Genomic DNA, 25010 nt, shown 5'->3' with positions numbered 1-25010 from the left:
CAAGCGCCCCCTTCTGGTGCAGGGCGCTCCCAACAGGACTGACTGCTCGAATCAATTCGACCTCTGAACAGACTTCAAGTGGCTCTCTTGGCATAGGGCGCTCCGACCTCGCGTCCACGCCTCGCGCGCCACGATCACACGATCATAAGAGCGGGGCTGCGCTCAACCCGCCGCTGGCCGCTCGCCCCGCTCGATAACCACCCCGACGCCTTCGGCATCGGAGACTGCGCCGACCTTGTTCAGGGTCAACCGCACCCAGGGCACCGCGAACTCCTCCCGGACGATGGTTGCGCACCGTTCGGCCAGGGTCTCGACCAGCTCGAACCGGGCATCGCCGACGAATTGCTTCAAGCGTTTGGAGACGGCCTTGTAATCGAGCGCATCCGCGATCCGATCGCTGGCCGCTGCGCGGTCGACGTCGCTGGCCATCTCGAGGTCGAGCACGACCGGCTGCCGGATCGCCTTCTCCCAGTCGTAGATGCCGATGACGGTCTCGATCCGTAACGCCTTGATGAATACGATATCCATGCCTGTCGTGCTCAACTACTGCGCGTCAACACGCGGTGGCCGGGTCAAGTCTGCCCGCATCATGGCGGCTCGTGCGGTGTTTGCAAGCCGGAAACGGCCGCTGCACACTTCAGCAAGCAGGTAACCGTCTGATGCGCCGACGAGCCTCGGCCCCTGAGGCGCAATAATAGAATCGTTTACAAAGCCATTTAAAACAGAAACTTGCGCGAGTCAAGCGGCCGTTTTGATTGGGTCTCCAAGCGATCCAACAGGAGAGTCTGGCCGGCTCAACAACCGGGCGACGCCCCCCCCGGCCAACGAGACATCCACCGCGCAGCGCTTGACCGCAGTCCGACAACACCGTCCAATGCCGCCCATGAATACGCTCTTGCTCTTCGACCTCACGCTCGTCGCAGCCGCCTACCTGCTCGGTTCGATCTCCAGCGCGATCATCGTCTGCCGGCTCATGAGGCTCCCTGATCCGCGCACACAGGGCTCAGGTAACCCCGGCGCCACCAATGTGCTGCGTATCGGCGGCCCCAAGGCGCGCAAGGCCGCCGCGATCACGCTGTTCGGCGATAGCCTCAAAGGCTTCCTGCCGATGTTTGCAGCGCACCTACTCGGCGCCACCGGGATCGTAGACGCCAGCGCCTGGCTTCTGGCCGGCGTCGGACTCGCGGCCTTCCTCGGCCATCTCTACCCGGTGTTCTTCGGGTTCAAGGGCGGTAAAGGCGTCGCAACCGCGCTCGGCGTGCAATTCGGCCTGCTACTGCCGCTCGGCGCCGCAGTCGCCGCCATCTGGCTGTTCGTCGCCAAGGTGCTCAAGGTCTCGTCGGCCTCGGCACTGATCTCGATGGCCCTCGCCCCCCTCCTCGTCTGGCTGCTCTGGCCCCTGCATGCCGAGCAGGGCACTGCAGTGCTGGTCGGCATGCAGACGCTGATGACCCTGATCCTCTTCTGGCGCCATCGGAGCAATATCCGCAACCTGCTTGCCGGCACCGAGGGCCGGATCGGTGACGATCGGGGGCCCGACGAGCCCAGTCCCGGCACCACGAGCTAGCCGCCCCTGAGCAGTCCCTTGCCGATCTCAGCGCGCGCTCGCGCCGGCCTCGGAAGACCCGGTGTGAGGCGCCGCTGAGCGCCAGACCACAGCGCGGCGCCCGAGTGCCCTAGCGCCCTCAGGCCCCGGGCTCGTGGGCGGGCGCGACGATCGGCTCCAGCTCTTCCAACGCCCAGCGCGGACGAGCACCAAAGCGGAGCGCCTCCTGCTGACCCGCTGCCAGGCGCTCGTGCCCGGCCAGCGCGATCATCGCGCCATTGTCGGTGCAAAGCTCCGCCCGCGGATAGAAGACACTGACCCCGCGCGCTGCCATCTCCTGGTCCATGCGCGAGCGCAGCCGGCGGTTCGCACTGACGCCCCCGGCCATGATCAAGCGTTCCACGCCGGCGGCCTCGACCGCACGCCGACACTTGATAAGCAGCGTCTCGACCACGGCCTCCTCGAAGGCGCGGGCGATATCGGCCCGAGCCTGCTCGAGATCCTCACGCTCAGCGCGAACGGTCTGCCAGCTGTTGAGCGCAAAGGTCTTCAGGCCGCTAAAGCTGAAATCCAGCCCGGGCCGATCGGTCATCGGCCGCGGGAAGCGGTAACGCTGCGGATCACCCTGCTCGGCTAGCCGTGCCAGTGCCGGACCGCCCGGATACGGCAGGCCGAGGATCTTGGCCGTCTTGTCGAAGGCTTCACCGGCTGCATCGTCGACCGATTCGCCCAGGATGCGGTAGCGGCCGATCTCCTGCACGTCGACGAGCTGGGTATGCCCGCCCGAAACCAGCAAGGCGACGAACGGGAAGGCCGGCGCCGGGTCTTCGAGCAAGGGCGCGAGCAGATGCCCCTCCATGTGATGCACGGCGATCGCCGGAACACCCCAAGCCCAAGCCAGGCTGCGGCCGAGCGCGGCGCCGACCAGCAACGCCCCGACCAGACCAGGGCCGGCGGTATAGGCGACACCTTCGACGCTTGCCGCCTCCACCCCGGATTGATCTAGGACCTCTTGGATCAATGGCAGCAGCTTGCGAATATGGTCGCGCGATGCCAGTTCCGGCACCACACCGCCGTATTCGGCGTGGATCGCGGTCTGACTGTAGACCGCGTGTGCCAGTAGGCCGCGCCCCGTCGGCCCGCCCTCGAAGAGCGCGACCCCCGTCTCGTCGCAGGATGTCTCGATTCCGAGCACCAGCATCGCGATCAGGCCCTCGCCGACGGTGCGGCAACCACTGACCAATGCACGACCGGGTACCGCACGGAAGAGCTTGACAAGCGCATTGGCTGTTGCATCAACATTCCCTCAAACGTTATGCTGGTGGACTATCTGAAGTCTAACTGATCATCGCACCGCGCGTTCAGCCGCCTGGGTAGGCCCATACCGGTGTTCCGCTTGGTCCGACTCGGCCCGGCACTGGGCTGAGCGTCCAGCCGTCCGCGCGGCATCGCCTGATCGTCCTAACCCCTGGCCCACCCCTGGATAGAGAGCAACGGGAGTCTACATGCCCAGCGTCCGCGTCAAAGACAACGAACCATTCGAGGTCGCCCTCCGCCGCTTCAAACGCTCGTGTGAGAAGGCCGGCGTCCTCGCCGAGGTTCGTCGTCGCGAGTTCTATGAGAAGCCGACCAGCGAGCGTAAGCGTAAGAAGGCCGCTGCAGTCAAGCGCCATCACAAGAAGCTCGCCCGCGAGGCGCGGCGTTGGGAACGCGCATACTGAACGGACCGAGGCGTGTCCGCCCCCGGCGCCGGCCACTCCAGACAGGCCGGGCTGCTCCCTCTCAGTCAGGTCACGAGCTGCAATGCTGAAACAGCGTTTACAGGCCGACATGAAGGCCGCGATGAAATCGGGCGACAAGGCGCGTCTCGGCGTCATTCGGCTGATCAACGCAGCGATCAAGCAGCGTGAGGTCGATGAGCGGACCGAGCTCGACGACGCGCAGTGTCTTGCCGTCCTCGACAAGATGCTCAAGCAACGGCGCGACTCGATGCAGCAGTACCTAGAGGCGGGCCGTCAGGAGCTGGCAGAGCAGGAACGCTTCGAGATCGAGGTCTGTCAAGCCTACATGCCCACAGCACTCGGCGACGACGAGATCGCGCAACTGATCGATGCCGCCATCGCCGAAACCGGGGCGGAGGGCATGAAGGACATGGGCAAGGTAATGGGCCTGCTCAAGCCCAAGCTGCAAGGGCGGGCAGACATGACCGCCGTCAGCGCCGAGGTCAAGACGAGACTGTCCGGCTGAGACGCCGCTTTCATGCTGCCGCAACGGGGCGATTGAGCACCGATGGCCGGCAAGTTTCCGCCCGATTTCCGGGCCCAGCTGCTCGATCGCATCGAGATCACCGAGATCGTCGGCGCGCGCGTGCAGCTCAAGAAGGCCGGCGGTCTGTTCAAGGGCCTATGCCCGTTCCATTCCGAGAAGACGCCTTCGTTCGTCGTCACGCCAAGCCGGCAGACCTACCACTGCTTCGGCTGCGGCGCGCATGGTAATGCGATCGATTTCCTGATCGAGCACGATCGGCTCGAGTTTCGCGAAGCCATCGAAGAGCTTGCGCAGCACGTCGGTCTCGAGGTGCCGAGCGATGGCGATGCGGTCCAGGCCGGCCCCGATCTCAAGCCGCTCTACGCCATCCTCGATCAGGCCGCAGCGCTTTACCGCCAGCAACTGCATGAGCACCCACAGGCGCGCCAGGCAGTCGACTATCTTCGCGGCCGCGGGCTGAGCAGCGAGATCGCCGCGCGCTTCGGACTCGGCTTTGCCCCGCCGGGGTGGGACTTCCTGCTCAAGCGCATGGGAACGACCCGCGAGGAGCAGGCCCGCTTAGAGCAGGCCGGCCTGGTGATCGAGCGCGACGGGCGCCGCTATGACCGCTTCCGGAATCGCGTGGTGTTCCCGATCCGCGATCGCCGCGGCCGCGTGATCGGATTCGGCGGGCGGGTGCTCGATGACACGGAGCCCAAGTATCTGAACTCACCGGAAAGTCCGGTCTTCCATAAAGGACGCGAGCTGTTCGGGCTGTACGAGGCGCAGCAGGCCAACCGGCAACCGACGCGCCTGATCGTCACCGAGGGCTATCTGGACGTGATCGCGCTCGCCCAGTTCGGGATTCCCTATGCGGTGGCGACCCTGGGCACGGCCACGACGCCTGAGCATCTGAGCCGGCTGCTGCGTAGCGCGCCGGAGATCCTGTTCTGCTTCGATGGCGACCGTGCCGGGCGCCGCGCAGCCTGGAAGGCGCTCGAGACGGTGCTCCCGCAGGCCACCGGCCAGCAAACGATCCGCTTCCTGTTCCTGCCCGAAGGCGAAGACCCGGACACCCTGATCCGCCAGGAAGGGCAAGCGGCCTTCGAGCAGCGCCTGGACGGTGCAACGCTGCTGTCGGACTTCTTGTTCGATCAGCTTCAGGCCGACCGCGATATGAACAGCGCCGAAGGCCGGGCGGCGCTCGATGCCGCCGCACAGCCGCTGTTACGCTCGATGCCGCCGGGCACCTTCCGCGACCTGCTCGAGCGGCGGCTCGCGCGCGTGACCGGCTCGCCCAGCGCCGCACGCCGGCGCTCCGGCGCACCGGCCCCCCGAGCGCCGGTTCCGATCCAGCTCACACCGGCGCGACGCGCCATCGCGCTCCTGCTCGATGACCCGCAGCGAGCCGCTCAAATACGCGCAGAGCCCGAGGACTGGCGCGAGCTGGACAACCCCGGCACACAACTGCTCGCAGACCTGCTCGATTGCATCGCGCGACAGCCCGACATCTCCTCGGTCGCCCTCTGCGAGCAATGGCGCGAGACGGATCGGGGCGCGATCGTCGCGAAGCTCTCGAATTCCGCCCTGCTTGCCCACATTCCCCCAGAAGGACGGGGAGAAGAGCTGACCGGCGCCATCGAACGGCTCAATCGCGAAGGGCTCTCGAAGCTGCGTCAACGCCTCCTTGCCAAAGCCGGCTCCGAAGGGCTATCGACCGATGAGCAAGCGCAACTGCGTCGGACATTGAAACGCTCCCCATGAGTGAGCGGCTCCTACCGAAGACCATTTGCCATCCGGACAGGATCAGCAGCTGTCCGCCGCGACTGCGCCGGATCGGCCGTCGCGATCGAGCCGGGCTCCCGAAAGGGAACTCAATAGTTGAATAATAGACCAAATCAGTGATATACTGGTTTGTTGCTTGGCGGCACATTTGTCGCCCCAGGCGCACACCCTCTGACCTCTCGACTTCGCCGTACGGGTATCTGCATGGACCAAGAACAGCAGCAGTCATCCCAGCTCAAGCAGCTGATCGCAAAAGGCAAAGAGCAGGGTTTCCTGACCTATACCGAGGTCAACGACCATCTGCCGCCCGGTATCGTCGAAGCGGACCAGATCGAAGACATCGTCCGCATGATCAACGACATGGGGATCACCGTCCACGAGACGCCCCCAGCCGAGATCGATCAGCTGAGCAATGATTCAGCGGTTGCCGACGATGAAGCAGCAGAGGCCGCTGCGGCGGCGCTCGCATCGGTGGACAGCGAGTTTGGCCGCACCACCGACCCGGTGCGGATGTACATGCGCGAGATGGGCACGGTAGAGCTCCTGACGCGCGAGGGTGAGCTGCGTATCGCCAAGCGCATCGAGGAGGGTCTCAACCAGGTCCTGACCGCCCTGTCGGTCTATCCGAGCACGGTTCAAGAACTGCTCGGTCTGTTTGAGAAGGCGAATCAGGGTGAGATGCGCATCGGAGAGATCATCAGCGGCTTCCGCGATGATGATGACTCGGTCCCGGAGCCGACGATCAAGAACGGCACCGAGGAGGACGAAGAGGACGCGGAAGAGGCCGTGGACACCGGCCCGGACCCGGAGGAGGTCTCACGCCGCGTCACCGCCCTGCGCGAACATTACCAGCACTTCGTGACGCTGCTCGAGGAGCAAGGCCGCGACCACCCGGACACTCAGGCTGCACTGGCACAGGTCTCGGAGGACTTCCTGCAGTTCAAGCTGGTCGCCGGCGTCTTCAACCGCCTCGTCGAGATGCTGCGCGAGACCATCGAGCGCATCCGCTCGCAGGAGCGCCAGATCATGGGCCTCTGCGTCGACGGTGCCGGCATGCCGCGCAAGGCGTTCATCGATTCCTTCCCCGAGAACGAGACCAATACCGACTGGATCGACAGCCAGATCGGCTCGGGCAAGGCGTGGCAGGAACGGCTGAAGGATTACGAAGGCGAGGTCCGCCGGGCGCAGCGGCGGCTGCAGGAGATCGAGCGCGCCAACCTGCTGACGATCGGCGAGATCAAGGAGACCAATCGTAAGATGTCGATCGGCGAGGCCAAGGCCCGCCGCGCCAAGAAGGAGATGGTCGAGGCCAACCTGCGGCTGGTGATCTCGATCGCGAAGAAGTACACCAACCGCGGGCTGCAGTTCCTGGACCTGATCCAGGAGGGCAACATCGGCCTGATGAAGGCGGTCGACAAGTTCGAATACCGGCGCGGCTACAAGTTCTCGACCTACGCGACCTGGTGGATTCGCCAGGCGATCACGCGCTCGATCGCCGATCAGGCGCGCACCATCCGTATCCCGGTGCACATGATCGAGACCATCAACAAGCTCAACCGCATCAGCCGCCAGATGGTGCAGGAGATGGGCCGCGAGGCGACGCCCGAAGAGCTTGCCGAGCGCATGGAGATGCCCGAGGACAAGGTGCGCAAGGTGCTCAAGATCGCCAAGGAGCCGATCTCGATGGAGACGCCGATCGGTGACGACGAGGACAGCCACCTCGGCGACTTCATCGAGGACGCCGCGGTGATCTCGCCGGTCGACTCGGCCACCTCCGAAGGGCTGCGCGAGGCCACCCAGAACATGCTCGCCAGCCTCACCTCGCGCGAGGCCAAGGTGCTGCGGATGCGCTTCGGCATCGACATGAACACCGACCACACATTGGAGGAGGTCGGCAAGCAGTTCGACGTCACCCGCGAGCGTATCCGCCAGATCGAGGCCAAGGCCCTGCGCAAGCTGCGCCACCCGACCCGCTCCGAGAAGCTGCGCAGCTTCCTCGACACCGATTGATCGGCCTCCCCCTGGCCGATCGCGCACGGACGCGCACCCCGCGGCAGCCCCCCCCGCTGCCGCTCCCGCCTCCGCCCGGGCCGTTAGCTCAGCGGTTAGAGCAGGGGACTCATAATCCCTTGGTCGTAGGTTCGAATCCTACACGGCCCACCATATTTCAAGGACTTAGCGTCGCATGGCGGCGCGTCAGTCGCTTAAATCAACCCCGTTCGCTTACCGTATTGCTCCCTGCAGTGGCCGCTGCGCTGTTGGGGCACAGATGAATGCCGACACCATCTCGTCAGGCTCCTCGCCTAGCCGATATCCGTTGACGCTTCTTGACATCTAGGTCTAAACGAGCCCGCTCTGAACCTGCGTGGTGCGTTCCTGAACGGCCTGGGCAACGTCGTCATCGTTTGTCAGCAACCGGTGCCCAGTCTGTCAGGCGCTGCGGGCCGATTAGCCTGCCCAAATTGCTGTTTGAGCCGCGTTGTGGTCTACGCTGTACTCGTCGAAAAAACGCCGGCAACGGTTGCCATGCACCTTCCCACGGCGATCCTGCCCGTACTGGGCCTCGGCGTCCCATAGCCACGCGAAACCACGACGGGACCAGCCTCGATTGAACCTGCTTTCAACCATCACGTCCTCTCGCCGGCAACCGTCGCGGCCCAGTCCAGAATCTTGTCATCGATCCAGTAGCCATTGGATCGCATCGCTTCCATGCTCTGCGTCACCGACGCCAGTAGCCCGCCCCGTTTGGCCTCCACAAGCAGCCGGGCGGTGCCAAACACTTGCAAGCCGTAGAGCCTGGCTAACTTGCGCCCCTTTCTCTCGTCGATCAGAACCTGGAGGAGTCGCTCTGCGAGGGCGGTGTGAATGACGCCTGCCTCGCCAGGGTCCAGCATCTCGGTCAGCAGTGGATCGAGCGCAGTCGTCGGTCCAACGGTCACAAGCTCATTGGGCAACCGCGTGGCTTGGCTATCCTGCTTCGCCGTCAGTTCTTCGGCTACGGTCTTCGGCACCAGGACCCGATCGAACAGGCGAACCAAGAGACCGAGCTGCCCAATCCCGTCCAAGGCGATCAAGGGGCCGGTATTCGCGACAATGGCATCGCGTCTCATGGCGCTGATCAGTCAGCAAACTCGGCCTCGATTTCCTCGTCATCCCAACTCACGGTCGAAACCTTAAAGCGCGGGCACTCCAGCAGAAACCGGGCGCGCGGAATCCCGGCCACGCGGGCTGCCTGCCCTGAGGACCAGCGACCCAGTTCGTACATCTTCATCGCCAGCGCCAGCCGGCTCTCCTGTTCAAACTCCGCCACTGACTGATTCGTCAGGGCCGGCAGGAAATCCGGGTAGTCGATGGTCATGGTGCTCATGGCTTACTCCTCCCCCAAGGTGTTGGATCGCGATGGCTGCCGGACCTTCGCCTGATTCCGAGCCTCCCAGCTCTGGTAGAACCTCGCCGCGATCATTAACGTAAACCGTGGGCGAAGAAGAAGGGGGGTCATGCGGCCGTCAAGATCCAGCTTGACCTGAGGATAGCTTGCCTTGGTTGCATAGTTCTGGATATGGTGGCTCTCGTCTTTGGTGTTCAAGCGTTCGCGCCGGTTTGCGGATGTGCGGGACGTTGGATGCCAAGCCGTCTTCGACGACGATCAGCTTCAGGGCAACAGCGCCGCTCATCATGATGGAACCCTGGCGACTCGTGGGCCATGGAGACGGCCCTGCTGGTCTATGATCTGCCTATCTTCTCAGCATGAGACGAGCCGATGATGTCGCAAGCAGCAGCCGAGCCGGAGATCAGCTTCGAGGATTGGCTCGCGGGGGAGCGCGCCAGCCTCGACGAGCGCACCGAGTATGTGGCCGGTCAGGTGTTCGCGATGAGCGGCGGCACTGCCGAGCACAATGCGATTCTCACCAATACCAGCGGCCAGCTCTGGACGCAGATGAAGGGGCGCCCCGGTTGGGTCTACACGGCTCGGATGAGGCTCCACATTGAGCACGCCAATGCCGGCAAGTACCCGGACCTGATGGCACTCTGCGGTGAGCAGCGGTTCCATGACGAGCGACGCGACCTGCTGCTCAACCCGAGCCTGATCGGCGAGGTCCCCTCCGACTCGACCGAGGGCTACGACCGCGGCGAGAAGTTCGCGCTCTACCGGCGCATCCCGTCGTTGCAGGAGTATCTGCTGGTCTCTCAGCATCGCCCACTGGTCGAGCTCTATACCCGCGGCAGCGACGGCCGCTGGGTCCTCAGTGCGTTCGAGGACTCGGCCGATCAGGTCGTGCTCGAGAGTATCGGCTGCAGCCTCGCGCTGGACGAGGTCTACGATAAGGTCGTCTTCGAGCAGACGTGACCGCCAACCTCAGGCCAAGGCGACCCAGAGCACCGGCCGTCTCGTCGAAGACCTGGCGGGAGTCCGTCGTCAGGAGTTGCTAACCCGCTTTGTGCCTGGCGCTTGCGGCGCGGGGACCGAGGGTATTCGGGCGCAATGTCTCGAGCACGATCTTTGCCCATCACGCCAAGAAGATCCGCTCCAGGCTCCCGCGGGTGAGATTGCCGCGCTGGTCCTCGGCCTCGATGTAGTAGCGGATATCGCCGGCGCCGACCGGCAGCTGGGCGGTGAAGTAGTTGGCGATCAGCGTGGCACCGGTCTGCGTCCGATAGGGGCCGTGATCGGTCATCGGCAGGCGCCGCTCGCCGGCGTCGCTGCGCAGCACCAGCTCGACCCGCTTGAGCCCGGAGCAGTCGGCGACGAAGCTGTGCACCACCGCCTCGCGCGGGGCGTCGAGCAGGCAGCCCTGGCCCCAGCGCTTGCCGCCCGGATTCTCGGGCACGATCCAGGGCGGGAAGATAGTCGGCCCGCGGCGGTCGCGGCCAGCAGCGAGCAGCGCATCGATCTCGCCCTTGAGGCGCTGGTGGCCGAGATTGGCGGCATTGGTGACCTGTTGGTCCCAGACCGTCTGCCCGGTCCAGTACCAGTAGCAGCTGGTCTCGGCGGTCAGCAGCAGCCGGATCGCCTCGGGCAGGGCCGGATGCTCGGGGACGCTATCCTCGAGCGTGTGCACCAGGTCCTGAAAGGCCGTGAGCACCGCCCAGGAGTTCAGGTCCGGCGAGTAGGGTTGGTCGTAGCGGCTGAACCATTTCATGAACTGCGGATCGCCGTTGTCGGCGCCGGCCCAGGAGCCGGGCTCGATATGGACGATCTGCGTCGGGTCCGGCGGGAAGCGCTGCAGATAGTCCTCGGCCGTCGTCAGCTCGAAGCGCGGATCGCGCTGCAGCCATTCGACCAGCTGGCCGGTGTTGTGATGGTAGTAGCTGTCGGCGCCGCCGCCGTGGTTGTCGCCGTCGGAGTGCAGCAGGAAGAACGGCGGATGCGCCGGATCGAAATTCCCCGTCTCGACGATCTGCTGATAGAGCTGGCCGAGCACGTCCGGATACTGCAGCGCGCCGAAGCCGCCGCGCGCGTCCTCGTTGCCGATGTAGCGCTCGGCCGGGATCGCGATGATGGTGTGCAGCTCGCCGTCGGCATCCTCGTAGCCGACCGTCTCGGGCCGCAGCAGGCTCGGGCTGATCTTCGATGCCGCCCAGATGTTGTGCAGCTGCAGCCAATCATCGACGGGCGGATTGACCTGATCGGCCGGGTTCGGCGGCAGCATGCCCTCCTCGATCCCGGCATAGGGATAGTCTTTGCAGGCGCGGAAGCGGTGGATCGAGTCGTAGATCACCGCCTCGACCCCGGCCTCGCGCAGCGCCGGGATCATCCGCACATGGAAGGCCGTCTCAGGCGGGAACAGCACCCGCGAGGGCTCGGCGCCGAAAACCCGCTCGATCAGCGCGCGATGGCGCGCGATGTTGCGCACGATGTCGCGGTGCGGGATCAGCGGCATCAGCGGGTGGTAGAAGCCGAAGGCCGAGAACGCGATCCGCGGGTTGCCGAGCGCGGTCTTGGCGTCGGCCATGCCGCGCAGCGCCGTGCTCCAGCCGCTGAAGCGCCCACCGCAGCGGCCGAGTTCGGCACAGCGCTCGAGCTGCTCGATCAGGGTCCCGCTCCAGCTGGTCGAGAGCCCGGCGTGCGGCAGGCCGCCGTCGATGTACTGCCGCACCGCGGCCGGGACGAAATCGGTGTAGTTGCCGCCGCGCGAGCCGAAGATGTCATCCTTCTCGCCATCCCAGGCATCCGGATCGGTGGTGTTGTAGTAGGGCTGGTGCATGTGCTTGTGGATGCCGAAGTAGACCTTGACCTCGGCCCCGTTCGCGATGGCCGGCTGCACCGGCGCCGGGCGCCCGCTGGGTTGCAGGCCGGGTTGAAGGCCGGGTTGCACGCTGGGCTGGCCGCCTTGCTGATCGCCGTGCTGATCGCCGTTCTGACCAGCGGCGCGCACCGGCTCACCGTGCGCGCCCGCCGCGCCGGGCCGGGCGGAACCGCCAACCGCGGGGCGCTGCAGGGCGATGCTGCGGAACGCCTTGATCCAATCGCCGCCACCGGCCTGGTCGATCTCGGCGCGCCGGCAGCCCTCGATCTGGACCTCGAGCCGGTTGGACGGGCTGCGCTCGGCCGGCACCTCGGCGAGGTAGTCCCAGCGTTCCGGACCCGACGCGATGACTTGGATCGCGTTGCCATTAAGCAGGGTCTCCCGGCCCGAGGCGCGCACGATGACCTGCGGGAACGGGATCTCGCCGTCGGCGCTGAACGCGACGCGAAACCCCGGATAGCCGCCATCCGCGGCGACCTCGAGCTGTGATGGGCAATCGATGGCGAGGAAACGGCTGAAGACGGGCATGGACAGAGATCCTTCGATCGGTGTGATCGGTCATCGGCTGGCGCGAGCAGTTAAGCGCCAGAACGCTACAGTCTTTCATCCTGCCGGCCAGGCTGACGCTCCGCAACGGACTGGATCAAAGCGGACGCTGTCCGAAGCTCCGGGTGCGTCGAAAACAGTCGATGGATGCCAGAGCGGGCATGCCGCTTGGTCGGCCACTCGGTTGAGCGACTTGCTTGGACGGCTCGCGTCTGCACAATTGTACAAATCCATGTCGTCGCAGAGACCAACGTCTTTCTCGCGGTTGCCCTGAACGAGCCCAAGAAGCCGCGTATCCTGAAGATGACGGCTGGCGCCGAGCTCTTTGCGCCGGAGCTCCTGCCCTACGAGATCGGTAACGCCCTCTCGGCGATGGTCGAGCGGCAGCGTTTGAGCGCCGCGCAAGCTTGCTCCGCTCTCGCGGCGGCGCGCTCGATTCCGGTCAGGCTGCTCGGCGTCGACATCGCCGACGCGCTGCAGTCGGCAACTGACTTTGGACTCTTCCCCTACGATGCCTACGTTCTGCAGTGCGCCCGGTCCGTGCCCGCTCCACTCCTGACATTGGCTGGGCGCATGCGCCAAGTGACAGCCGAGTTGCCGATCCCGCTAATGGATTGATCACACCGCAAACGAATAACGATGAAGGTCTTCACCTATTCCGAAGCTCGCCAGCACCTCGCCAAGCTGCTCGATCCCGCGCGCGAGGAGGAGGTCGAGATTCGCCGTCGGGATGGTACCATCTTCTCGCTGACAGTGAAGCAACCCTCGACGCGGTCACCGTTCGACGTGCCCGGAATCGACACCGCGGCCACGACCCAGGACATCCTCGATGCCGTCGCCGAGTCGCGTACCCGTTGAAGATTCATCCCATTGATCCCGATGTCGGTATTCAGTCATCTTCGCTCCAGGAGCCGATTCAAGCCGTTTGGCGTGCTCGGGCAGTTCGGGCGACGGCGCCTCCTCGCCTTTGCCTTCGCGATCGCTGCAGCCCAGATACCGACCCCGGGCCTCGCAGCCCTCCCAGCCGAGGTCGACGGCGAGCCGCTCCCGTCGCTCGCGCCGATGCTCGAGAAGACGGTACCCGGCGTGGTCAATGTCTCGACCGTGAGCGAGGTCGCAGCCGATGATCACCCGCTGCTGCGCGACCCGTTCTTCCGCCGCTTCTTCGATATCCCGGGCCGCCAGCGCAGCCGCGAGAGCCAGAGCCTGGGCTCCGGGGTCGTGATCGATGCTGCGCGCGGGCTGATCCTGACCAATCACCATGTGGTGCGCGCCGCCGATCAGATCCGCGTGACCTTCGACGACGGCCGCCGGCTCGACGCCGAGCTGGTCGGCTCCGACCCCGAGACCGATATCGCGGTGCTGCGCGTGAACCGGGACGTGCCCTTGACCGAAGTCCCGCTCGCCGATTCCGACACCCTGCAGGTCGGCGATTTCGTGGTCGCGATCGGCAGCCCGTTCGGCCTCGCGCACACGGTCACCTCGGGCATCGTCAGCGCCCTTGGCCGTACCGGGCTCGGCATCGAGGGCTACGAGAGCTTCATCCAGACCGATGCATCGATCAATCCGGGCAACTCCGGCGGGCCACTGGTCAACCTGCGCGGCGAGCTGGTCGGGCTGAACACCGCGATCCTCGCCCCGGGCGGCGGCAATGTCGGCATCGGCTTCGCGATCCCGACCAACATGGTCAAGATCGTCGTCGAGCAGATCCTCGAGCACGGCACCGTGCGGCGCGGCCGTTTCGGCGCCAGCGCCCAGGACATGACACCGGAGCTCGCCGGCGCGCTCGGGGTCGAGATCTTCCGCGGCGCCGTGGTCTCCGACGTTCAGCCGGACTCGGCCGCCGCCGAGGCCGGCCTGAAGCCCGGCGATATCGTCACCGCGGTCGACGGCCGCGCCATCGCCAGTGCCGGCGATCTGCGCTCGCGCATCGGGCTGCTGCAGCCGGGCACCGAGATCGCGCTCGAGATCATCCGCAACGGCAGGGAGCGGCAGCTGCAGGCGGTGATCGAGGACCCCTATGCCGACTTCGTCCATGGCGAGACGCTGAGCCCAGCGCTCGAGGGCGCGCTCATCGGCGAGGGCGTGCGCCGCTCGAACCGCAGCCGAACCCGGGTGGTGATCGTCGGCCCGCTGCGCCCCGGCAGCCCCGCCTGGCAGAACGGGCTGCGCGAGGGCGATCTGATCGTGCAGGCCAACCGCCAGCCGGTCGCCACGCTCAGCGACCTGAAGGGCGCACTGCGCAGCGCCGGCGGACTCTACAGTGCCCAGGTCTTTCGCGAGGGCCAGCTCCTGCTGCTCGCAAGGCGCTGAGGCGCCCATTGGTGCACCTAATCGATCGCCCACTGATGGCCCGAATGCTGCATCCAGGCTGCGACCAGTGACTGCCCCGCAATGCGCCAGCTGAGCCTGTTCGACACCAGCGACGAGCCAGAGGAAGCGAAGGTCGACAGCGCCCGGCGCGAGCACGGGCGGCCTACCCTGGGTGAGGCGCCAGCTGCGGGCTCGCCGCCAGGACTATCCGAAGCCGATGGCTCTTCGCGGCTCAGGGCCGCTACGGATGGCGGCTATGCGCAATCCCGCGTCGCCTCCAGTGCCGCAGGCGATCGCCCCTTCGCGCAGGCCATTATGCGTCCTTCGGGCCGGAAGAGCCTGCTCGACGGTGCGGACTTCATTGCGACACAGACCTTGGTTCAAGGCTCGACGTCAGACCGACTTTCGGAGTCTGAACGGTCTCACAGCGAGACCTCGCCGGGCACCCTGCCCGCCTCGATCCTAGCAGCAACGCCGAGCCCCGATGTCCGCTCGCTTGCGCAGTCGCTGGCCCACGCCTTGGAGAACGCGCTCTACCTCGGCACCTCGTCCTGGTCCTTCCCAGGCTGGTCGGGGTTGATCTACGGGCAGCCGAGCGGCAAGAGCAACCTCTCGCAGCAGGGCCTGCCGGCCTATGCGCAGCATCCGCTGCTGCGCAGCGTCGGCGTCGACAGCGGCTTCTATGCCCCTTTGGACAGCGCACGTCTGGCCCGATGGGCGGCCCAGGTGCCGCCGGGATTCCGCTTCCTGGTCAAGGCCCCGGCGCTGATCACGGACCGTTTCCGGCGCGCCGCGCATGGCCGGCCGGCCGGGACCAACCCGAGCTTCCTCGATGCCGAGCACGCGCTCGACATCGCCGTTGGCCCTTTTCTCGAGGGGCTCGGCGACAAGGCCGGCGTGCTGCTGTTCCAGTTTCCGCCGGTCGGCCGCGACGGGAGTACAGAGCCCAGGCGCTTCGCCGAGGCGCTCTATCGCTTCCTGAAGCGACTGCCGAAGGGGCCGACCTATGCGGTCGAACTGCGCGACCGCCCGCTGCTCACACCTGATCTTGCGGCCGCCCTCCACCACGGTGGTGCGGTGCCGAGCCTCGCACTGCATCCGCGGCTGCCGCCACTGCCGACGCAGCTGAGCCTATTCGACGCCTATCGCGCAGATGGCCCGCTGGTGGTGCGCTGGCTGCTGCGTCGCAACCGTCGCTACGCCGAGGCGCGCGAGCGCTATGCCCCGTTCGACCGCCTGTGCGAGCCTGATCCGATCGCTCGGCACGACCTTGCCGATGCAGTCATCGCAGCGCTCGGCGAGCGGCGTCCGGTGTTCGTCATCGCCAACAACAAGGCCGAGGGCTCGGCGCCGCTGACGTTGATCGAATTGGCCCGACAGCTCGCGGACGTCCGTAACCATTCCGCCTGACCGCTGAGCAGAACGCAGCGAAACGATCAGTGCCGAAGGGCGCGTCCTGTCCGCAAGTCAGGGCGCATGCTTCTAGAATACATCGCGTCAGAAATACCGAGGCCCTTTCCCTGCCAACGCGCTCTCAGCGCTGTAGGAGCCCTTGTGCGGACGACCACGCCGCGCTTGCGGCAGCGAAGAGCGCCCGCAAGCCGGCGCCTACCACCACCATTGCGGGCAGCGACAATCGGTCTCGGGATTTGCGCTGTCTTGAACGAGTTGCCGGAGCCCTGCGCGACGCCGAAGCGCTCGCTCCGAGCGCGACCGCATCAGGGGATCGGTTCGCGCCCTGCATTGGTCGGTCGGCCGCGTCATCCACCCAGCGTCTCGACCTCGAAGCCCACCACCAGCCGCTGCTCGCGGCTGAACTCGACGCCGATCAGGTGCATCGGCTGGCCGGCGGCGCGGTACTTGTCGGCATAGCCGCGGGCCTGGAGCTGCTCGAGCGCACGACCCTCCGGCGCCAGCTCGACCACCTTGAACTCGAACAGGTAGACCTGCCCATTGAAGCGCAGCGCCAGGTCGAGTCGCCCGGCGTTGCTCGCTTCCTCTGGCGTCAGATCGAGCCCGAGGCTGGCGAAATAGGCATAGAAGACACTGGCATAGTAGCCCTCGTACTGGGCGATCGGGTTGTTGCGGTACCAGTCGTGCGGGATGCTGGCGAAGAAGGCGGTGAACAGCTGCTCGAGACCGGCGAAGTCGTTGGCGAGCAGTCGTCGATACAGCGATCGGCGGTTGCGCACCGCCGCGCTAGGCACTTGGCCGTTGTCGGTCCAGGCCTCGAGCAGTGCGTTGGTGAGGCTCTGGTACACCTCTTGGTTCGGATAGCGCAGCCGGTAGAAATAGTTTGCGCCGAGCAATTCCTCTTCGGCGATGGTCAGGTAACCGGTCTGCCACAGCAGCGCCTCAGTGCTGATGTGCTCGACATCGAAGGCCGACATCAGCGCCGCATCGGTCTCGAGCTGCCCGAGCTGCGGCAGCCAGGTCTCACGCCGGGTCAGGGTCTCGATCAGGAAGCTCGGCGAGCCGGTCTCGAACCACCAGGCGCGGAACTGGCGCCGATCGAACAACAGCAGCACGTCGAATGGGTTGTAGACCGCCTCGCCGGTCCAGTTGTAGCCGTTGTACCAGACGCGGATCTGGTCGCGATCCAGCCCGTCGAGCTCGGCCCCGAACACGCAGTCGAGATCGGTCTCGGTATAGCCGCACAGCGCTGAGTAGCGGGGATCGACGGTGATGTCCTGGAGATTGTTCAGCCCCGAGAACAGGCTGACCTTGGAGAACTTCGAGACCCCGGTGAGGAAGGCAAAACGGATGTGGGCGTCGGAATCCTTGATCACCGAGTAGAGGTTGCGGAGTCCGTCGCGCAGCGCCCGGGCGCTGTCGGGCTCGTTCAGGTTGTCCAGGATCGGCTTGTCGTATTCGTCGACCAGCACCACCGCGCGCTCGCCGGTCTCGGCGTGGGCGGTGCGGATGAGCTCGGCGAAGCAGCCGCCGACGCTAGTCTGGGTGCAGTGCAGGCCGAGCGCCTGCTGATTGATCGCGAGCTGCTCGCGGATCTTGTCCTCGAGTTCAGCAGGGTCGTGCACGATGCCACCGCCGAAGCTGAAGCGGATCACCGGATAGCGGCGTGACCAATCCCAGCGCGCATCCGCCTCCAACCCCGCGAACAGTTCCCGACTGCCGCTGAACAGCTCGGCGAGCGTGTCCAGGAACAGGCTCTTGCCGAAGCGGCGCGGGCGCGACAGGAAGTAGTACTTGCCCTCGTCGATCAGCCGCAGCGCGAAACCGGTCTTGTCGACATAGTAGTAGCCGCCTTCGCGGATCTCGCGGAAGGTCTGGATACCGATCGGCAGGCGCTGACGGGGCATGATCCGTTGAGTCGGTGGATTGCAGTTGACCCAAGTCTAGCCTTTGCGCCGCGATGCTCGCAGCGCCGCGGAGCGCGCCGTCAACCGCGCCGCTCGGGCCAGCGGTGCAGCCGATCGACGCCCTCCTCCAGCCGCGCCAGCGGCGCCGCATAAGAGATCCGCAGATGCTCACCCTTGGGTGAATGGATGGCCGGTTGGCTAGAGGCGCAAGTCTCCCGTCACGCCCGGGAAGATGGAGGCTGGGCGTTGCCCTTCTGGACCGAACAGGCTGATCCGGCCATCCTCAGCCAGAGTCCAAACCTCTTGGGCGCCATAGCCTAGGTAGATGCGGACCTTGTCTTGGATCTCGGTTGGCGAATTCGATGGTGACAGGATCTCGATGCAGAGCTCGGGGGCCTGGGGATAGGGCGTGGTATCACCGTGCTGCCGCGAGAATTCCGGGGACATCCAAACGACATCCGCGACCTTGACCCCGACGTGGGTGCCAATCGAACATTCGGTGGCGATCTCGCCCTCGGCGAACGTCCGCGAAAGCAGTTGAACGAGCTTGGCCTGCTGGATGCCGTGACGGTTTGAGGCAGGACTCATCACGATCCTTCCCAGCGCGTCGAGCTCGATCTTGTAAGGAAGGTCGCGCAGGCTTGGATCATTGAGGACATCGGACCATTGCATCGCTTACAGATCCAGCAGAGGCTGCGAAGTGGCTACCTGGTGCGAAGATGACGAGTATAGCGAAACCACTGGCGTCGACGATCAGCTCCTCATCCTAGCCTCGAATGGTCCGCTCGGGAATCGCTCAAGGAGCCGTCGACATAGCCGCGCGCCTGGAGCTGCTCGAGCGCGCGACCCTCCGGCGCAGCTCGATCACCTCGAACTCGAACAGGTAGACCTGCCCGTTGAACCTAGAAACCGCAGTTGGCCGCTTCCCGAATCACGCAACCTTCTGAAGTAAAAAGACTTCTGGCGCTTTTTTGAGGCGCACCCGTGGGTGATGGCCGCTACGACCACCAGTGCACGCCCCGCGCGGCGCCCAGCGTCGTTACAACTCGTCGCAATAGAATGACTATTGCGCCTCGTTGTGCCTCGCTGGACACCACGCGGAACGCACCCTGGCGGCAGTCCAACTGCGGTTTCTAGGTTGAAGCTCAGCGCCATATCCAGCCGCCCGGCGTTGCTCGCTTCCTCTGGCGTCAGGTCCAGCCCGAGGCTGGCGAAATAGGCATAGAAGACACTGGCATAGTAGCCCTCGTACTGGGCGATCGGGTCGTGGCGGTACCAGTCGTGCGGAATGCTGGCGAAGAAGGCGGTGAACAGCGCCTGCATGCCGGCGAAGTCGTTCGCTAGCAGGCACTCGCCGAGCCGCGTCTTGTTGGCCAGGGTCTGCTGCCCATCCGAGGTCCAGCGCCGCAGCAGGCTGTTCTTCAGGCTTTGGTAGAACTCGAGGCTCGGATAGCGCAGCCGGTAACGGAACTCGCCGAAGAGCTGCTCTTCACTGGCGATGGCCAGGAGGAAGTCAGGGCGGATGACGATAACCTCGCCTCGGAGGCAGGGAATGATCCCAGCCTGGCTCGTGCGATCCAGGCGCCGCGATGCCACATCATGTTGAACATACGAGAATCAGCGATCGGGAAACACATGCGCAGCTCACCGGGGCGCGTCTGTGCACGCCGTCAAACGCGCCGCTCGAGCCAGCGGCGCAGCCGATCGACGCCCTCTTCCAGCCGCGCCAGCGGCGCCGCATACGAGAAGCGCAGATGCTCAGCCTGGCGATAGGCGCCGAAATCGCGCCCTGGGGTCAGCGCCACCCCGGCCTCGGCGAGCAACTCCGCGGCAAGTCGTTGGCTGTCGTCGGTTAGACGACTCACATCGGCATAGAGGTAAAAGGCACCGCCCGGCAGAATCGGAATATCAAACCCGAGCTGACGCAACGCCGGCACCAGGAAGTCCCGGCGCGCGCGAAAGGCCTCGCGGCGGCGCTCCAGCTCAGTCAGGGTCGCGGGCTCGAACGCGGCCAAGGCCGCATGCTGGGCGACGGTCGGCGCCGAGATGAAGAGGTTCTGGCACAGGCGGGCGACCGCGTCCTCATAGGCCGACGGCGCCACCAGCCAGCCGAGGCGCCAGCCGGTCATGCCATAGTACTTCGAGAAGCTGTTGACGACGAAGATGTCGTCGCCGTCATGCAGCGCCGAGCGCACCGGCGCAGCGTAGACCAGCCCGTGGTAGATCTCGTCGACCACCAGGGTCCCGCCGAGCGCGCGCACCTCCGCGGCGATGGCGGTCATCGCCTCCGGCGCGATGACGCTGCCGGATGGATTGGCCGGCGAGCCGAGCAGCAACGCCCGGGTGCGCTCGCCCCAGTGCTGCCGGATCATCGCCGGCGTCGGCTGATAGCCGGTCTCCGGCCCGCACCGGAGGCCGACCGGCACGCCGCCGAACAGATGGATGAAATTGGCGTTGCACGGATACCCCGGATCGGCGAGCAGCACCTCGTCGCCCGGGTCGAGCAGGAGCGCGAAGGCGACCAGCAAGGCGGCCGACGAGCCCGGCACCACCGCCACGCGCGCCGGCGCCGGACGGGCTGCGGGCGGATACTGCTCGGCGATCAGCGCGCGCAGCTCGGGCAAGCCCTGCGCCGGGGTATAGCGGGTCTCGCCGGCGGCGAGCGCTGCCTGGGCGCGCGCGACGATCGGCTCGGGGGTCGGGAAATCCGGCTCACCGATCTCCAGATGGACGATGTCGTGTCCGGCCTGCTCCAGCGCCTTGGCCTTGGCCAGCACCTCCATCACGTGGAAGGGCTGGATCATGGCCATGCGTTGAGCCAATGGCATCGGCATCAGTCTGCCACCCCGCGCGGAACGAGTCCTGCGCAGGCCGTGGCTTTCACCCGGCTCGCGCTCCGCTGCGTTCGGGTCATTTAGGCCAGAGCCAGGTCTCGACATCGCTGACCGGCGCGCCGCGCTCGAGCTGCTGCAGGCCCTTGACGCACCGGATGATGAGCCAGACCACCCAGAACAGCAGGATCAGAAAACCGATGAAGACCGTGCTCAGCAGCATCCCAACCAGCACATAGAGCAGCCCGATCCAGAAGGTCCGGATCTGGAACCGATAATGGCTGCGCAGCCAGTCGGCGGCATCCTGACGGTAGACGTAGGCCATGATCACGCCGATCAGCCCGGTCAGGCCGACGACGATGCTGACCAGATAGAGGATGTAGACGACCTTGGCATTGGACGCCGTGGACGTGCTCGGCTCGATCTGATTCATCGTCTGGCTCCTGTTCTGTTGATGAGCACTGCGCGGCGTTTGCGGACCGCTGGGCTATCAGAGCCCGCACCAGTTCCCAACCGCGACACCGTTCCACCTGATCGCCAGAGGGAACCTACCTGAACGATCGACGCCGATGGACTCATCGCGTCCGCAAGCCGGGCGCACGACCATCAATTTTCGGCGCCGAGCGCCCGAGCCGCACAAACGGCCCGGCCTCCGCCCGGCATCCGCACGGCCTCCGCCCGTCAACCAATTGCCGGCGTCAGCCGGCTGGCCCCGCCCATGTAGCGCTGCAGGACCTCCGGCACCGCGATGCTGCCATCGGCCTGCTGATAGTTCTCGAGCACCGCGACCAGGGTGCGCCCCACCGCGAGTCCGGAGCCGTTCAGCGTATGCAGCAGCTCGGGCTTATTGGTCTCGGGGTTGCGCCAGCGCGCCTGCATCCGCCTTGCCTGGAAGTCGCCGAAGCAGGAGCAGGACGAGATCTCGCGGTAGCGCTGCTGTCCGGGCAGCCAGACCTCGAGATCATAGGTCTTGACCGCCGAGAAGCCGAGATCGCCGGTGCAGAGGGTAACGACTTGATAGGGCAGCCCGAGCCGCTGCAAGACCGTTTCGGCATGGCCGGTCAGCTGTTCCAGGGCGTCGAAAGAGGCGTCCGGGCGCACCGCCTGCACCAGCTCGACCTTCTCGAACTGGTGCTGGCGGATCATGCCGCGGGTATCCTTGCCGTAGGAGCCGGCCTCGCTGCGGAAGCAGGGCGTGTGCGCGACCCATTTGCGCGGCAGGCTCGCGGCCTCGCAGATCTGGTCGCGCACCAGATTGGTCACCGGGACCTCAGCGGTCGGGATCAGATAGAAGTCGCGCTCCGGACCGGGCACCCGGAACAGGTCCTCTTCGAACTTCGGCAGCTGCCCGGTCCCCTGCAGGCTGTCGGCATTGACCAAATAGGGCACGTAGGTCTCGGTATAGCCGTGCTCGCCGGTGTGCAGATCGAGCATGAATTGGATCAGTGCGCGATGCAGCCGCGCCACTGGTCCACTCAGCACCGCGAAGCGCGACGCGGTGAGCTTCGCGGCCGCGTCGAAGTCGATCCAGCCCGCAGGCACGCCGAGATCGACGTGATCCTTGGGCTCGAAATCGAACGCGCGGGGCTCGCCCCAGGTCCGCTCGACCCGGTTCGCGCGCTCGTCGACGCCGTCCGGGACGCTCGCATCGGGCAGATTCGGGATGCCGAGCGCGATCTCGCGCAGCTCCTGCTGGATCTGATCGAGCTCGCTGTCCATCGCCTTCAGCCGATCGGCGAAGGCGGCGACCTCGGCCTTGATCGGCTCGATGTCCTCGCCGGCGGCCTTGGCCTTGCCGATCGCCTTCGACTTGACGTTGCGCTGGTTCTGCAGCTCCTGGACCTCGCCCTGCAGCGCCTTGCGGCGCAACTCGAGCGCCTCGATGCGGGCGCGATCGAGGGTCACCCCGCGGCGCGCGAGCTGCGTGGTCACATGGTCGAGATCGCCGCGGAGCAGTTTCGGGTCAAGCATGATGTCGTTTTCAACTCGTCGATTTCCGGGGCTCGATTCGCCGACAACCTCGCATCCGGCGCCGGGCAAGGTCGACAGGTCCTGCTCACCATCGGCCGCCGGCGTCGCACTCGAGGCCCGCGCCAGCGCGCCCTCTGCCCCTGATCAGTGCGAAGCCCGAGCCGGATCATCGCATTCAACGCTCACGCTCCAGGAGACGATGTGGCTGGGTTCAACGAACGCCTTGATGCGATCGATCGCGATCCGGGCCCGGTCCGGCCGGTCGAAGAACTCGAGCACGAGCGGAAGGTCGGTGGCGAGGTCCATCAATCCAGCACTATGGACCACCCCCGACGCGCCAAAGCCCGCCACGCCGCGTGTCACCGTTGCCCCCAGCACGCCAAGCTCATCGTGCAGGCATTTCAGCAGCGACTTCAGGCCGCGGTCCGACTCGGTGAGGTACACCCTTACCATCGTCGCCCAAACAAGCCTGTTCTCGCTACCCCTTTCACGATCGGTTTGCGCATGATCGGTCTCTGCTGCGGGCCCCGTGTCAAGATCACTCATAACAGCCTCGCTATGACGATGCCGCCCCAACAAGCCAGCAGGCAGATCAGAACGCTTGCAAGGATGTTTAGCAACGCCCGAAGGAGCTCGCCCTGCTCGACCAGGACCAGGGTCTCGAGCGAAAAGGTCGAAAAGGTCGTGAACGCACCGAGAAAACCGACGATCACCGCTGCACGCAGCTCTGGCGCCAAGGGCCCCCGTTCGAGCAGTAGCACGAACAGCAGGCCCATCATAAAAGAGCCCAGCGCATTCACGGTCAAGGTGCCCCAAGGAAAGTCGCGCCCGAGCCAGCGATAGACGCCGTTTGATAGCCCGAATCGCGCAACCGCGCCAAGCGCACCGCCCCCGGCGATTGCCAGGATCTGCAACATCCCCGCTCCGCTCTGTCTGCCCAACGATTGATCGGATCTTAACCGAGCTCGAGACGCCGACCAGCCTCCTGCCGAAATATACCCAAAGCACGTCAATGCTCGGCACGGCAGAGCGGAGGGTCGGGTGACGGCGAGCGGGGGTGTCGGCGGCATGGAGGCCGTCGTCAAGCCTAAAGGGAGGGATTCACGGCGTCCCCCCATCACTGCCCCCAGCGCCGTGACGCGACCCGGAGCGGTCGAGGAAAACCGACAATCGGTTTGCGGTGGGTATAACAATGATGATTGCTCAATCTCTGTCTCGACGCCTGCTGGGTTGGCTCGCGCTGATAGAACCTGTCCATGAAAGCGTCCAAGATCAGCCTGAGCTTTTCGTTGACCACCCCGTTCGCTATCGCTACTCTCAGCTGTTGGTTCCGTCCTTAGAAGCCTATCCGCTATCGGGAGCTGTGGCTCCGAAGTCCATTGTCTTCGATTCAACCGTCCATGCTCTCTGAGAAGTGCCCCCGATGCGGAAGCACCAACGTCCGCCCTTCCCGTTGGAAGGCCTCAGACCCGAAGCGCCAGAGCCTCCCACTATTCAGCCGGTTTTACCGCTGCCGAGACTGTCGTTCACGGTTCCCCGCTCATGATCGCTTCCTGATATTGGCCGTGGGGGGCGGCGTCCTCGCCCTGATATTGACTGTCGGCGTCCTGACCTGGGCGGTTCGCTACCAACCGGCTACGGCCGAGCCTGAAATCGCCGATGTCGTTCAGGGTCCAGAGGCTGCTGAAGCCGACGACACAGAGCAGGCGCTCGACCCAGCCGAACGCCATTATCGCAAAGGCTTGGAGCTGCTCCGTCGCTCCGCGCAGCGGGGAGCCCGGTCCGCCTTGCCCAGCGCAGCGCAATGGCTGCGCCGGGCGGCCGAGGAAGGCCACGGCAGAGCTCAGCTCATGCTTGGCGTGCTGCATGAGGACGGAAGCGGTGTAATCCAGGATTATGAGCAAGCGCTCGAGTGGTATCGCGTTGCAGCGATGCAAGGCGAGACGGTTGCGATGCACCGAGTGGGATCGATGTTGAGACGAGGTGTCGGCGCCGACAAAGACCTCGTCGAGGCCTATGCCTGGTGCAACATCGCGGCGGCTCGAGGTCACCGTGAGGCCGCGATCGACCGCGATCAGATCGGCAGCCTGCTCTCTCCCAAGCAGATCAAAGAAGCGCAGGAGCAATCCAGGACCTTTGATCAAGAGCTGCCCTACATCGTCGCAAAACCGTTCACGCTGCCGGCCGGCTTGTGAGATTGTGC

At 65.6% G+C, this 25010-nt stretch carries 25 protein-coding genes and 1 tRNA gene; 12 read left to right on the top strand and 14 right to left on the bottom strand.

Features of this window, described 5'->3' with window-relative positions; all coding sequences use genetic code 11:
* Positions 1-162: 162 nt before the first annotated feature.
* Entirely contained in the window at positions 163-528 is a 366-nt protein-coding gene (gene folB, locus CKO40_RS06030) for a dihydroneopterin aldolase (RefSeq protein ID WP_200345295.1), read from the bottom strand.
* 346 nt (positions 529-874) lie between these two features.
* On the opposite strand from folB, the gene plsY reads away from it, so the two are divergent.
* A complete protein-coding gene (plsY, locus tag CKO40_RS06025; RefSeq protein ID WP_420827362.1) occupies positions 875-1567 on the top strand; it encodes a glycerol-3-phosphate 1-O-acyltransferase PlsY in 693 nt (230 codons plus the stop codon).
* A 118-nt stretch (positions 1568-1685) separates the two neighbouring features.
* On the opposite strand, the gene tsaD is transcribed toward plsY, so the two are convergent.
* Positions 1686-2747, bottom strand: a complete 1062-nt coding sequence (tsaD, locus tag CKO40_RS06020) for a tRNA (adenosine(37)-N6)-threonylcarbamoyltransferase complex transferase subunit TsaD (RefSeq protein WP_200345367.1) — start codon at positions 2745-2747, stop codon at positions 1686-1688.
* Positions 2748-3051: 304 nt separating this feature from the next.
* On the opposite strand from tsaD, the gene rpsU reads away from it, so the two are divergent.
* The 5 genes from rpsU (at position 3052) to CKO40_RS05995 (ending at position 7741) form a co-directional block, all read left to right on the top strand.
* Positions 3052-3267, top strand: a complete 216-nt coding sequence (rpsU, locus tag CKO40_RS06015; protein WP_200345293.1) for a 30S ribosomal protein S21 — start codon at positions 3052-3054, stop codon at positions 3265-3267.
* Between the two features lie 82 nt (positions 3268-3349).
* Positions 3350-3793, top strand: coding sequence for a GatB/YqeY domain-containing protein (locus CKO40_RS06010; RefSeq protein WP_200345292.1), 444 nt, complete (start codon positions 3350-3352; stop codon positions 3791-3793).
* Between the two features lie 42 nt (positions 3794-3835).
* Positions 3836-5557, top strand: a complete 1722-nt coding sequence (dnaG, locus tag CKO40_RS06005; protein WP_200345291.1) for a DNA primase — start codon at positions 3836-3838, stop codon at positions 5555-5557.
* Between the two features lie 225 nt (positions 5558-5782).
* Positions 5783-7588 (top strand): RNA polymerase sigma factor RpoD, encoded by a 1806-nt coding sequence (gene rpoD / locus CKO40_RS06000; RefSeq protein WP_200345290.1) that lies wholly within the window; start codon positions 5783-5785, stop codon positions 7586-7588.
* Between the two features lie 77 nt (positions 7589-7665).
* Positions 7666-7741: transfer RNA gene (locus CKO40_RS05995), tRNA-Ile, on the top strand.
* Positions 7742-8205: 464 nt separating this feature from the next.
* On the opposite strand, the gene CKO40_RS05990 is transcribed toward CKO40_RS05995, so the two are convergent.
* Together CKO40_RS05990 and CKO40_RS05985 are read right to left on the bottom strand one after the other, a co-directional pair.
* The gene (locus CKO40_RS05990; protein ID WP_476702798.1) at positions 8206-8688 is read right to left on the bottom strand and encodes a PIN domain-containing protein; all 483 of its coding nucleotides are present in this window, start codon (positions 8686-8688) and stop codon (positions 8206-8208) included.
* A gap of 8 nt (positions 8689-8696) precedes the next feature.
* Complete coding sequence (locus CKO40_RS05985; RefSeq protein ID WP_242476857.1) at positions 8697-8945, bottom strand: UPF0175 family protein; 249 nt, start codon at positions 8943-8945, stop codon at positions 8697-8699.
* Positions 8946-9341: 396 nt separating this feature from the next.
* On the opposite strand from CKO40_RS05985, the gene CKO40_RS05980 reads away from it, so the two are divergent.
* Entirely contained in the window at positions 9342-9926 is a 585-nt protein-coding gene (locus tag CKO40_RS05980) for a Uma2 family endonuclease (RefSeq protein ID WP_338074129.1), read from the top strand.
* Positions 9927-10086: 160 nt separating this feature from the next.
* Here CKO40_RS05980 and CKO40_RS05975 read toward each other — a convergent pair whose 3' ends face one another.
* Complete coding sequence (locus tag CKO40_RS05975) at positions 10087-12354, bottom strand: polysaccharide deacetylase family protein (protein WP_200345287.1); 2268 nt, start codon at positions 12352-12354, stop codon at positions 10087-10089.
* Between the two features lie 165 nt (positions 12355-12519).
* On the opposite strand from CKO40_RS05975, the gene CKO40_RS05970 reads away from it, so the two are divergent.
* From CKO40_RS05970 to CKO40_RS05955, 4 genes are all read left to right on the top strand, one after another.
* Positions 12520-12990 carry a type II toxin-antitoxin system VapC family toxin gene (locus CKO40_RS05970; RefSeq protein WP_200345286.1) on the top strand — a complete coding sequence of 157 codons (471 nt, stop codon included), beginning with the start codon at positions 12520-12522 and terminating at the stop codon, positions 12988-12990.
* Between the two features lie 21 nt (positions 12991-13011).
* Positions 13012-13230 carry a prevent-host-death protein gene (locus CKO40_RS05965; protein ID WP_200345285.1) on the top strand — a complete coding sequence of 73 codons (219 nt, stop codon included), beginning with the start codon at positions 13012-13014 and terminating at the stop codon, positions 13228-13230.
* Positions 13231-13251: 21 nt separating this feature from the next.
* On the top strand, positions 13252-14685 hold the full coding sequence (locus CKO40_RS05960) for a DegQ family serine endoprotease (RefSeq protein ID WP_200345284.1): 1434 nt from the start codon (positions 13252-13254) through the stop codon (positions 14683-14685).
* 81 nt (positions 14686-14766) lie between these two features.
* Positions 14767-16095 carry a DUF72 domain-containing protein gene (locus CKO40_RS05955; protein WP_242476856.1) on the top strand — a complete coding sequence of 443 codons (1329 nt, stop codon included), beginning with the start codon at positions 14767-14769 and terminating at the stop codon, positions 16093-16095.
* Positions 16096-16445: 350 nt separating this feature from the next.
* On the opposite strand, the gene CKO40_RS05950 is transcribed toward CKO40_RS05955, so the two are convergent.
* The 9 genes from CKO40_RS05950 to CKO40_RS05910 all read right to left on the bottom strand — a co-directional run bounded on the left by CKO40_RS05950 (position 16446) and on the right by CKO40_RS05910 (position 24675).
* Complete coding sequence (locus CKO40_RS05950; protein WP_200345283.1) at positions 16446-18005, bottom strand: ATP-binding protein; 1560 nt, start codon at positions 18003-18005, stop codon at positions 16446-16448.
* Between the two features lie 198 nt (positions 18006-18203).
* Entirely contained in the window at positions 18204-18677 is a 474-nt protein-coding gene (locus CKO40_RS05945; protein ID WP_200345282.1) for a Uma2 family endonuclease, read from the bottom strand.
* Between the two features lie 192 nt (positions 18678-18869).
* Entirely contained in the window at positions 18870-19601 is a 732-nt protein-coding gene (locus tag CKO40_RS25115) for a PD-(D/E)XK nuclease domain-containing protein (RefSeq protein WP_200345281.1), read from the bottom strand.
* Positions 19602-19675: 74 nt separating this feature from the next.
* Positions 19676-20815 carry an aminotransferase class I/II-fold pyridoxal phosphate-dependent enzyme gene (locus tag CKO40_RS05935; protein ID WP_242476855.1) on the bottom strand — a complete coding sequence of 380 codons (1140 nt, stop codon included), beginning with the start codon at positions 20813-20815 and terminating at the stop codon, positions 19676-19678.
* 100 nt (positions 20816-20915) lie between these two features.
* Complete coding sequence (locus CKO40_RS05930) at positions 20916-21269, bottom strand: DUF4870 family protein (protein WP_200345279.1); 354 nt, start codon at positions 21267-21269, stop codon at positions 20916-20918.
* A 248-nt stretch (positions 21270-21517) separates the two neighbouring features.
* Complete coding sequence (serS, locus tag CKO40_RS05925; RefSeq protein ID WP_200345278.1) at positions 21518-22807, bottom strand: serine--tRNA ligase; 1290 nt, start codon at positions 22805-22807, stop codon at positions 21518-21520.
* Positions 22808-22951: 144 nt separating this feature from the next.
* Entirely contained in the window at positions 22952-23353 is a 402-nt protein-coding gene (locus tag CKO40_RS05920) for a DUF190 domain-containing protein (protein ID WP_200345277.1), read from the bottom strand.
* Positions 23350-23724, bottom strand: coding sequence for a fluoride efflux transporter CrcB (crcB, locus tag CKO40_RS05915; protein ID WP_200345276.1), 375 nt, complete (start codon positions 23722-23724; stop codon positions 23350-23352). The genes CKO40_RS05920 and crcB overlap by 4 nt, the downstream gene beginning before the upstream one ends.
* A 609-nt stretch (positions 23725-24333) precedes the next feature.
* Entirely contained in the window at positions 24334-24675 is a 342-nt protein-coding gene (locus tag CKO40_RS05910; RefSeq protein WP_200345275.1) for a hypothetical protein, read from the bottom strand.
* On the opposite strand from CKO40_RS05910, the gene CKO40_RS05905 reads away from it, so the two are divergent.
* Entirely contained in the window at positions 24658-25002 is a 345-nt protein-coding gene (locus CKO40_RS05905) for a tetratricopeptide repeat protein (protein ID WP_200345364.1), read from the top strand. The two genes, CKO40_RS05910 and CKO40_RS05905, sit on opposite strands and share 18 nt — an antisense overlap.
* Positions 25003-25010: the final 8 nt, after the last annotated feature.

This window comes from Halochromatium glycolicum (assembly GCF_016584085.1).
Taxonomy (GTDB): Bacteria; Pseudomonadota; Gammaproteobacteria; order Chromatiales; family Chromatiaceae; genus Lamprobacter; species Lamprobacter glycolicus.
This window is presented reverse-complemented; position numbering and strand designations above follow the sequence as displayed.

Coding starts and splice junctions, on each gene's coding strand:
- folB (WP_200345295.1), bottom strand. CDS start 528: ATGGATATCGTATTCATCAAGGCGTTACGGATCGAGACCGTCATCGGC.
- plsY (WP_420827362.1), top strand. CDS start 875: ATGCCGCCCATGAATACGCTCTTGCTCTTCGACCTCACGCTCGTCGCA.
- tsaD (WP_200345367.1), bottom strand. CDS start 2,747: ATGCTGGTGCTCGGAATCGAGACATCCTGCGACGAGACGGGGGTCGCG.
- rpsU (WP_200345293.1), top strand. CDS start 3,052: ATGCCCAGCGTCCGCGTCAAAGACAACGAACCATTCGAGGTCGCCCTC.
- CKO40_RS06010 (WP_200345292.1), top strand. CDS start 3,350: ATGCTGAAACAGCGTTTACAGGCCGACATGAAGGCCGCGATGAAATCG.
- dnaG (WP_200345291.1), top strand. CDS start 3,836: ATGGCCGGCAAGTTTCCGCCCGATTTCCGGGCCCAGCTGCTCGATCGC.
- rpoD (WP_200345290.1), top strand. CDS start 5,783: ATGGACCAAGAACAGCAGCAGTCATCCCAGCTCAAGCAGCTGATCGCA.
- CKO40_RS05990 (WP_476702798.1), bottom strand. CDS start 8,688: ATGAGACGCGATGCCATTGTCGCGAATACCGGCCCCTTGATCGCCTTG.
- CKO40_RS05985 (WP_242476857.1), bottom strand. CDS start 8,945: ATGAGCACCATGACCATCGACTACCCGGATTTCCTGCCGGCCCTGACG.
- CKO40_RS05980 (WP_338074129.1), top strand. CDS start 9,342: ATGTCGCAAGCAGCAGCCGAGCCGGAGATCAGCTTCGAGGATTGGCTC.
- CKO40_RS05975 (WP_200345287.1), bottom strand. CDS start 12,354: ATGCCCGTCTTCAGCCGTTTCCTCGCCATCGATTGCCCATCACAGCTC.
- CKO40_RS05970 (WP_200345286.1), top strand. CDS start 12,520: ATGCCAGAGCGGGCATGCCGCTTGGTCGGCCACTCGGTTGAGCGACTT.
- CKO40_RS05965 (WP_200345285.1), top strand. CDS start 13,012: ATGAAGGTCTTCACCTATTCCGAAGCTCGCCAGCACCTCGCCAAGCTG.
- CKO40_RS05960 (WP_200345284.1), top strand. CDS start 13,252: ATGTCGGTATTCAGTCATCTTCGCTCCAGGAGCCGATTCAAGCCGTTT.
- CKO40_RS05955 (WP_242476856.1), top strand. CDS start 14,767: ATGCGCCAGCTGAGCCTGTTCGACACCAGCGACGAGCCAGAGGAAGCG.
- CKO40_RS05950 (WP_200345283.1), bottom strand. CDS start 18,005: ATGCCCCGTCAGCGCCTGCCGATCGGTATCCAGACCTTCCGCGAGATC.
- CKO40_RS05945 (WP_200345282.1), bottom strand. CDS start 18,677: ATGCAATGGTCCGATGTCCTCAATGATCCAAGCCTGCGCGACCTTCCT.
- CKO40_RS05935 (WP_242476855.1), bottom strand. CDS start 20,815: ATGGCCATGATCCAGCCCTTCCACGTGATGGAGGTGCTGGCCAAGGCC.
- CKO40_RS05930 (WP_200345279.1), bottom strand. CDS start 21,269: ATGAATCAGATCGAGCCGAGCACGTCCACGGCGTCCAATGCCAAGGTC.
- serS (WP_200345278.1), bottom strand. CDS start 22,807: ATGCTTGACCCGAAACTGCTCCGCGGCGATCTCGACCATGTGACCACG.
- CKO40_RS05920 (WP_200345277.1), bottom strand. CDS start 23,353: ATGAGTGATCTTGACACGGGGCCCGCAGCAGAGACCGATCATGCGCAA.
- crcB (WP_200345276.1), bottom strand. CDS start 23,724: ATGTTGCAGATCCTGGCAATCGCCGGGGGCGGTGCGCTTGGCGCGGTT.
- CKO40_RS05905 (WP_200345364.1), top strand. CDS start 24,658: ATGCTTGGCGTGCTGCATGAGGACGGAAGCGGTGTAATCCAGGATTAT.
- CKO40_RS05910 (WP_200345275.1), bottom strand. CDS start 24,675: ATGCAGCACGCCAAGCATGAGCTGAGCTCTGCCGTGGCCTTCCTCGGC.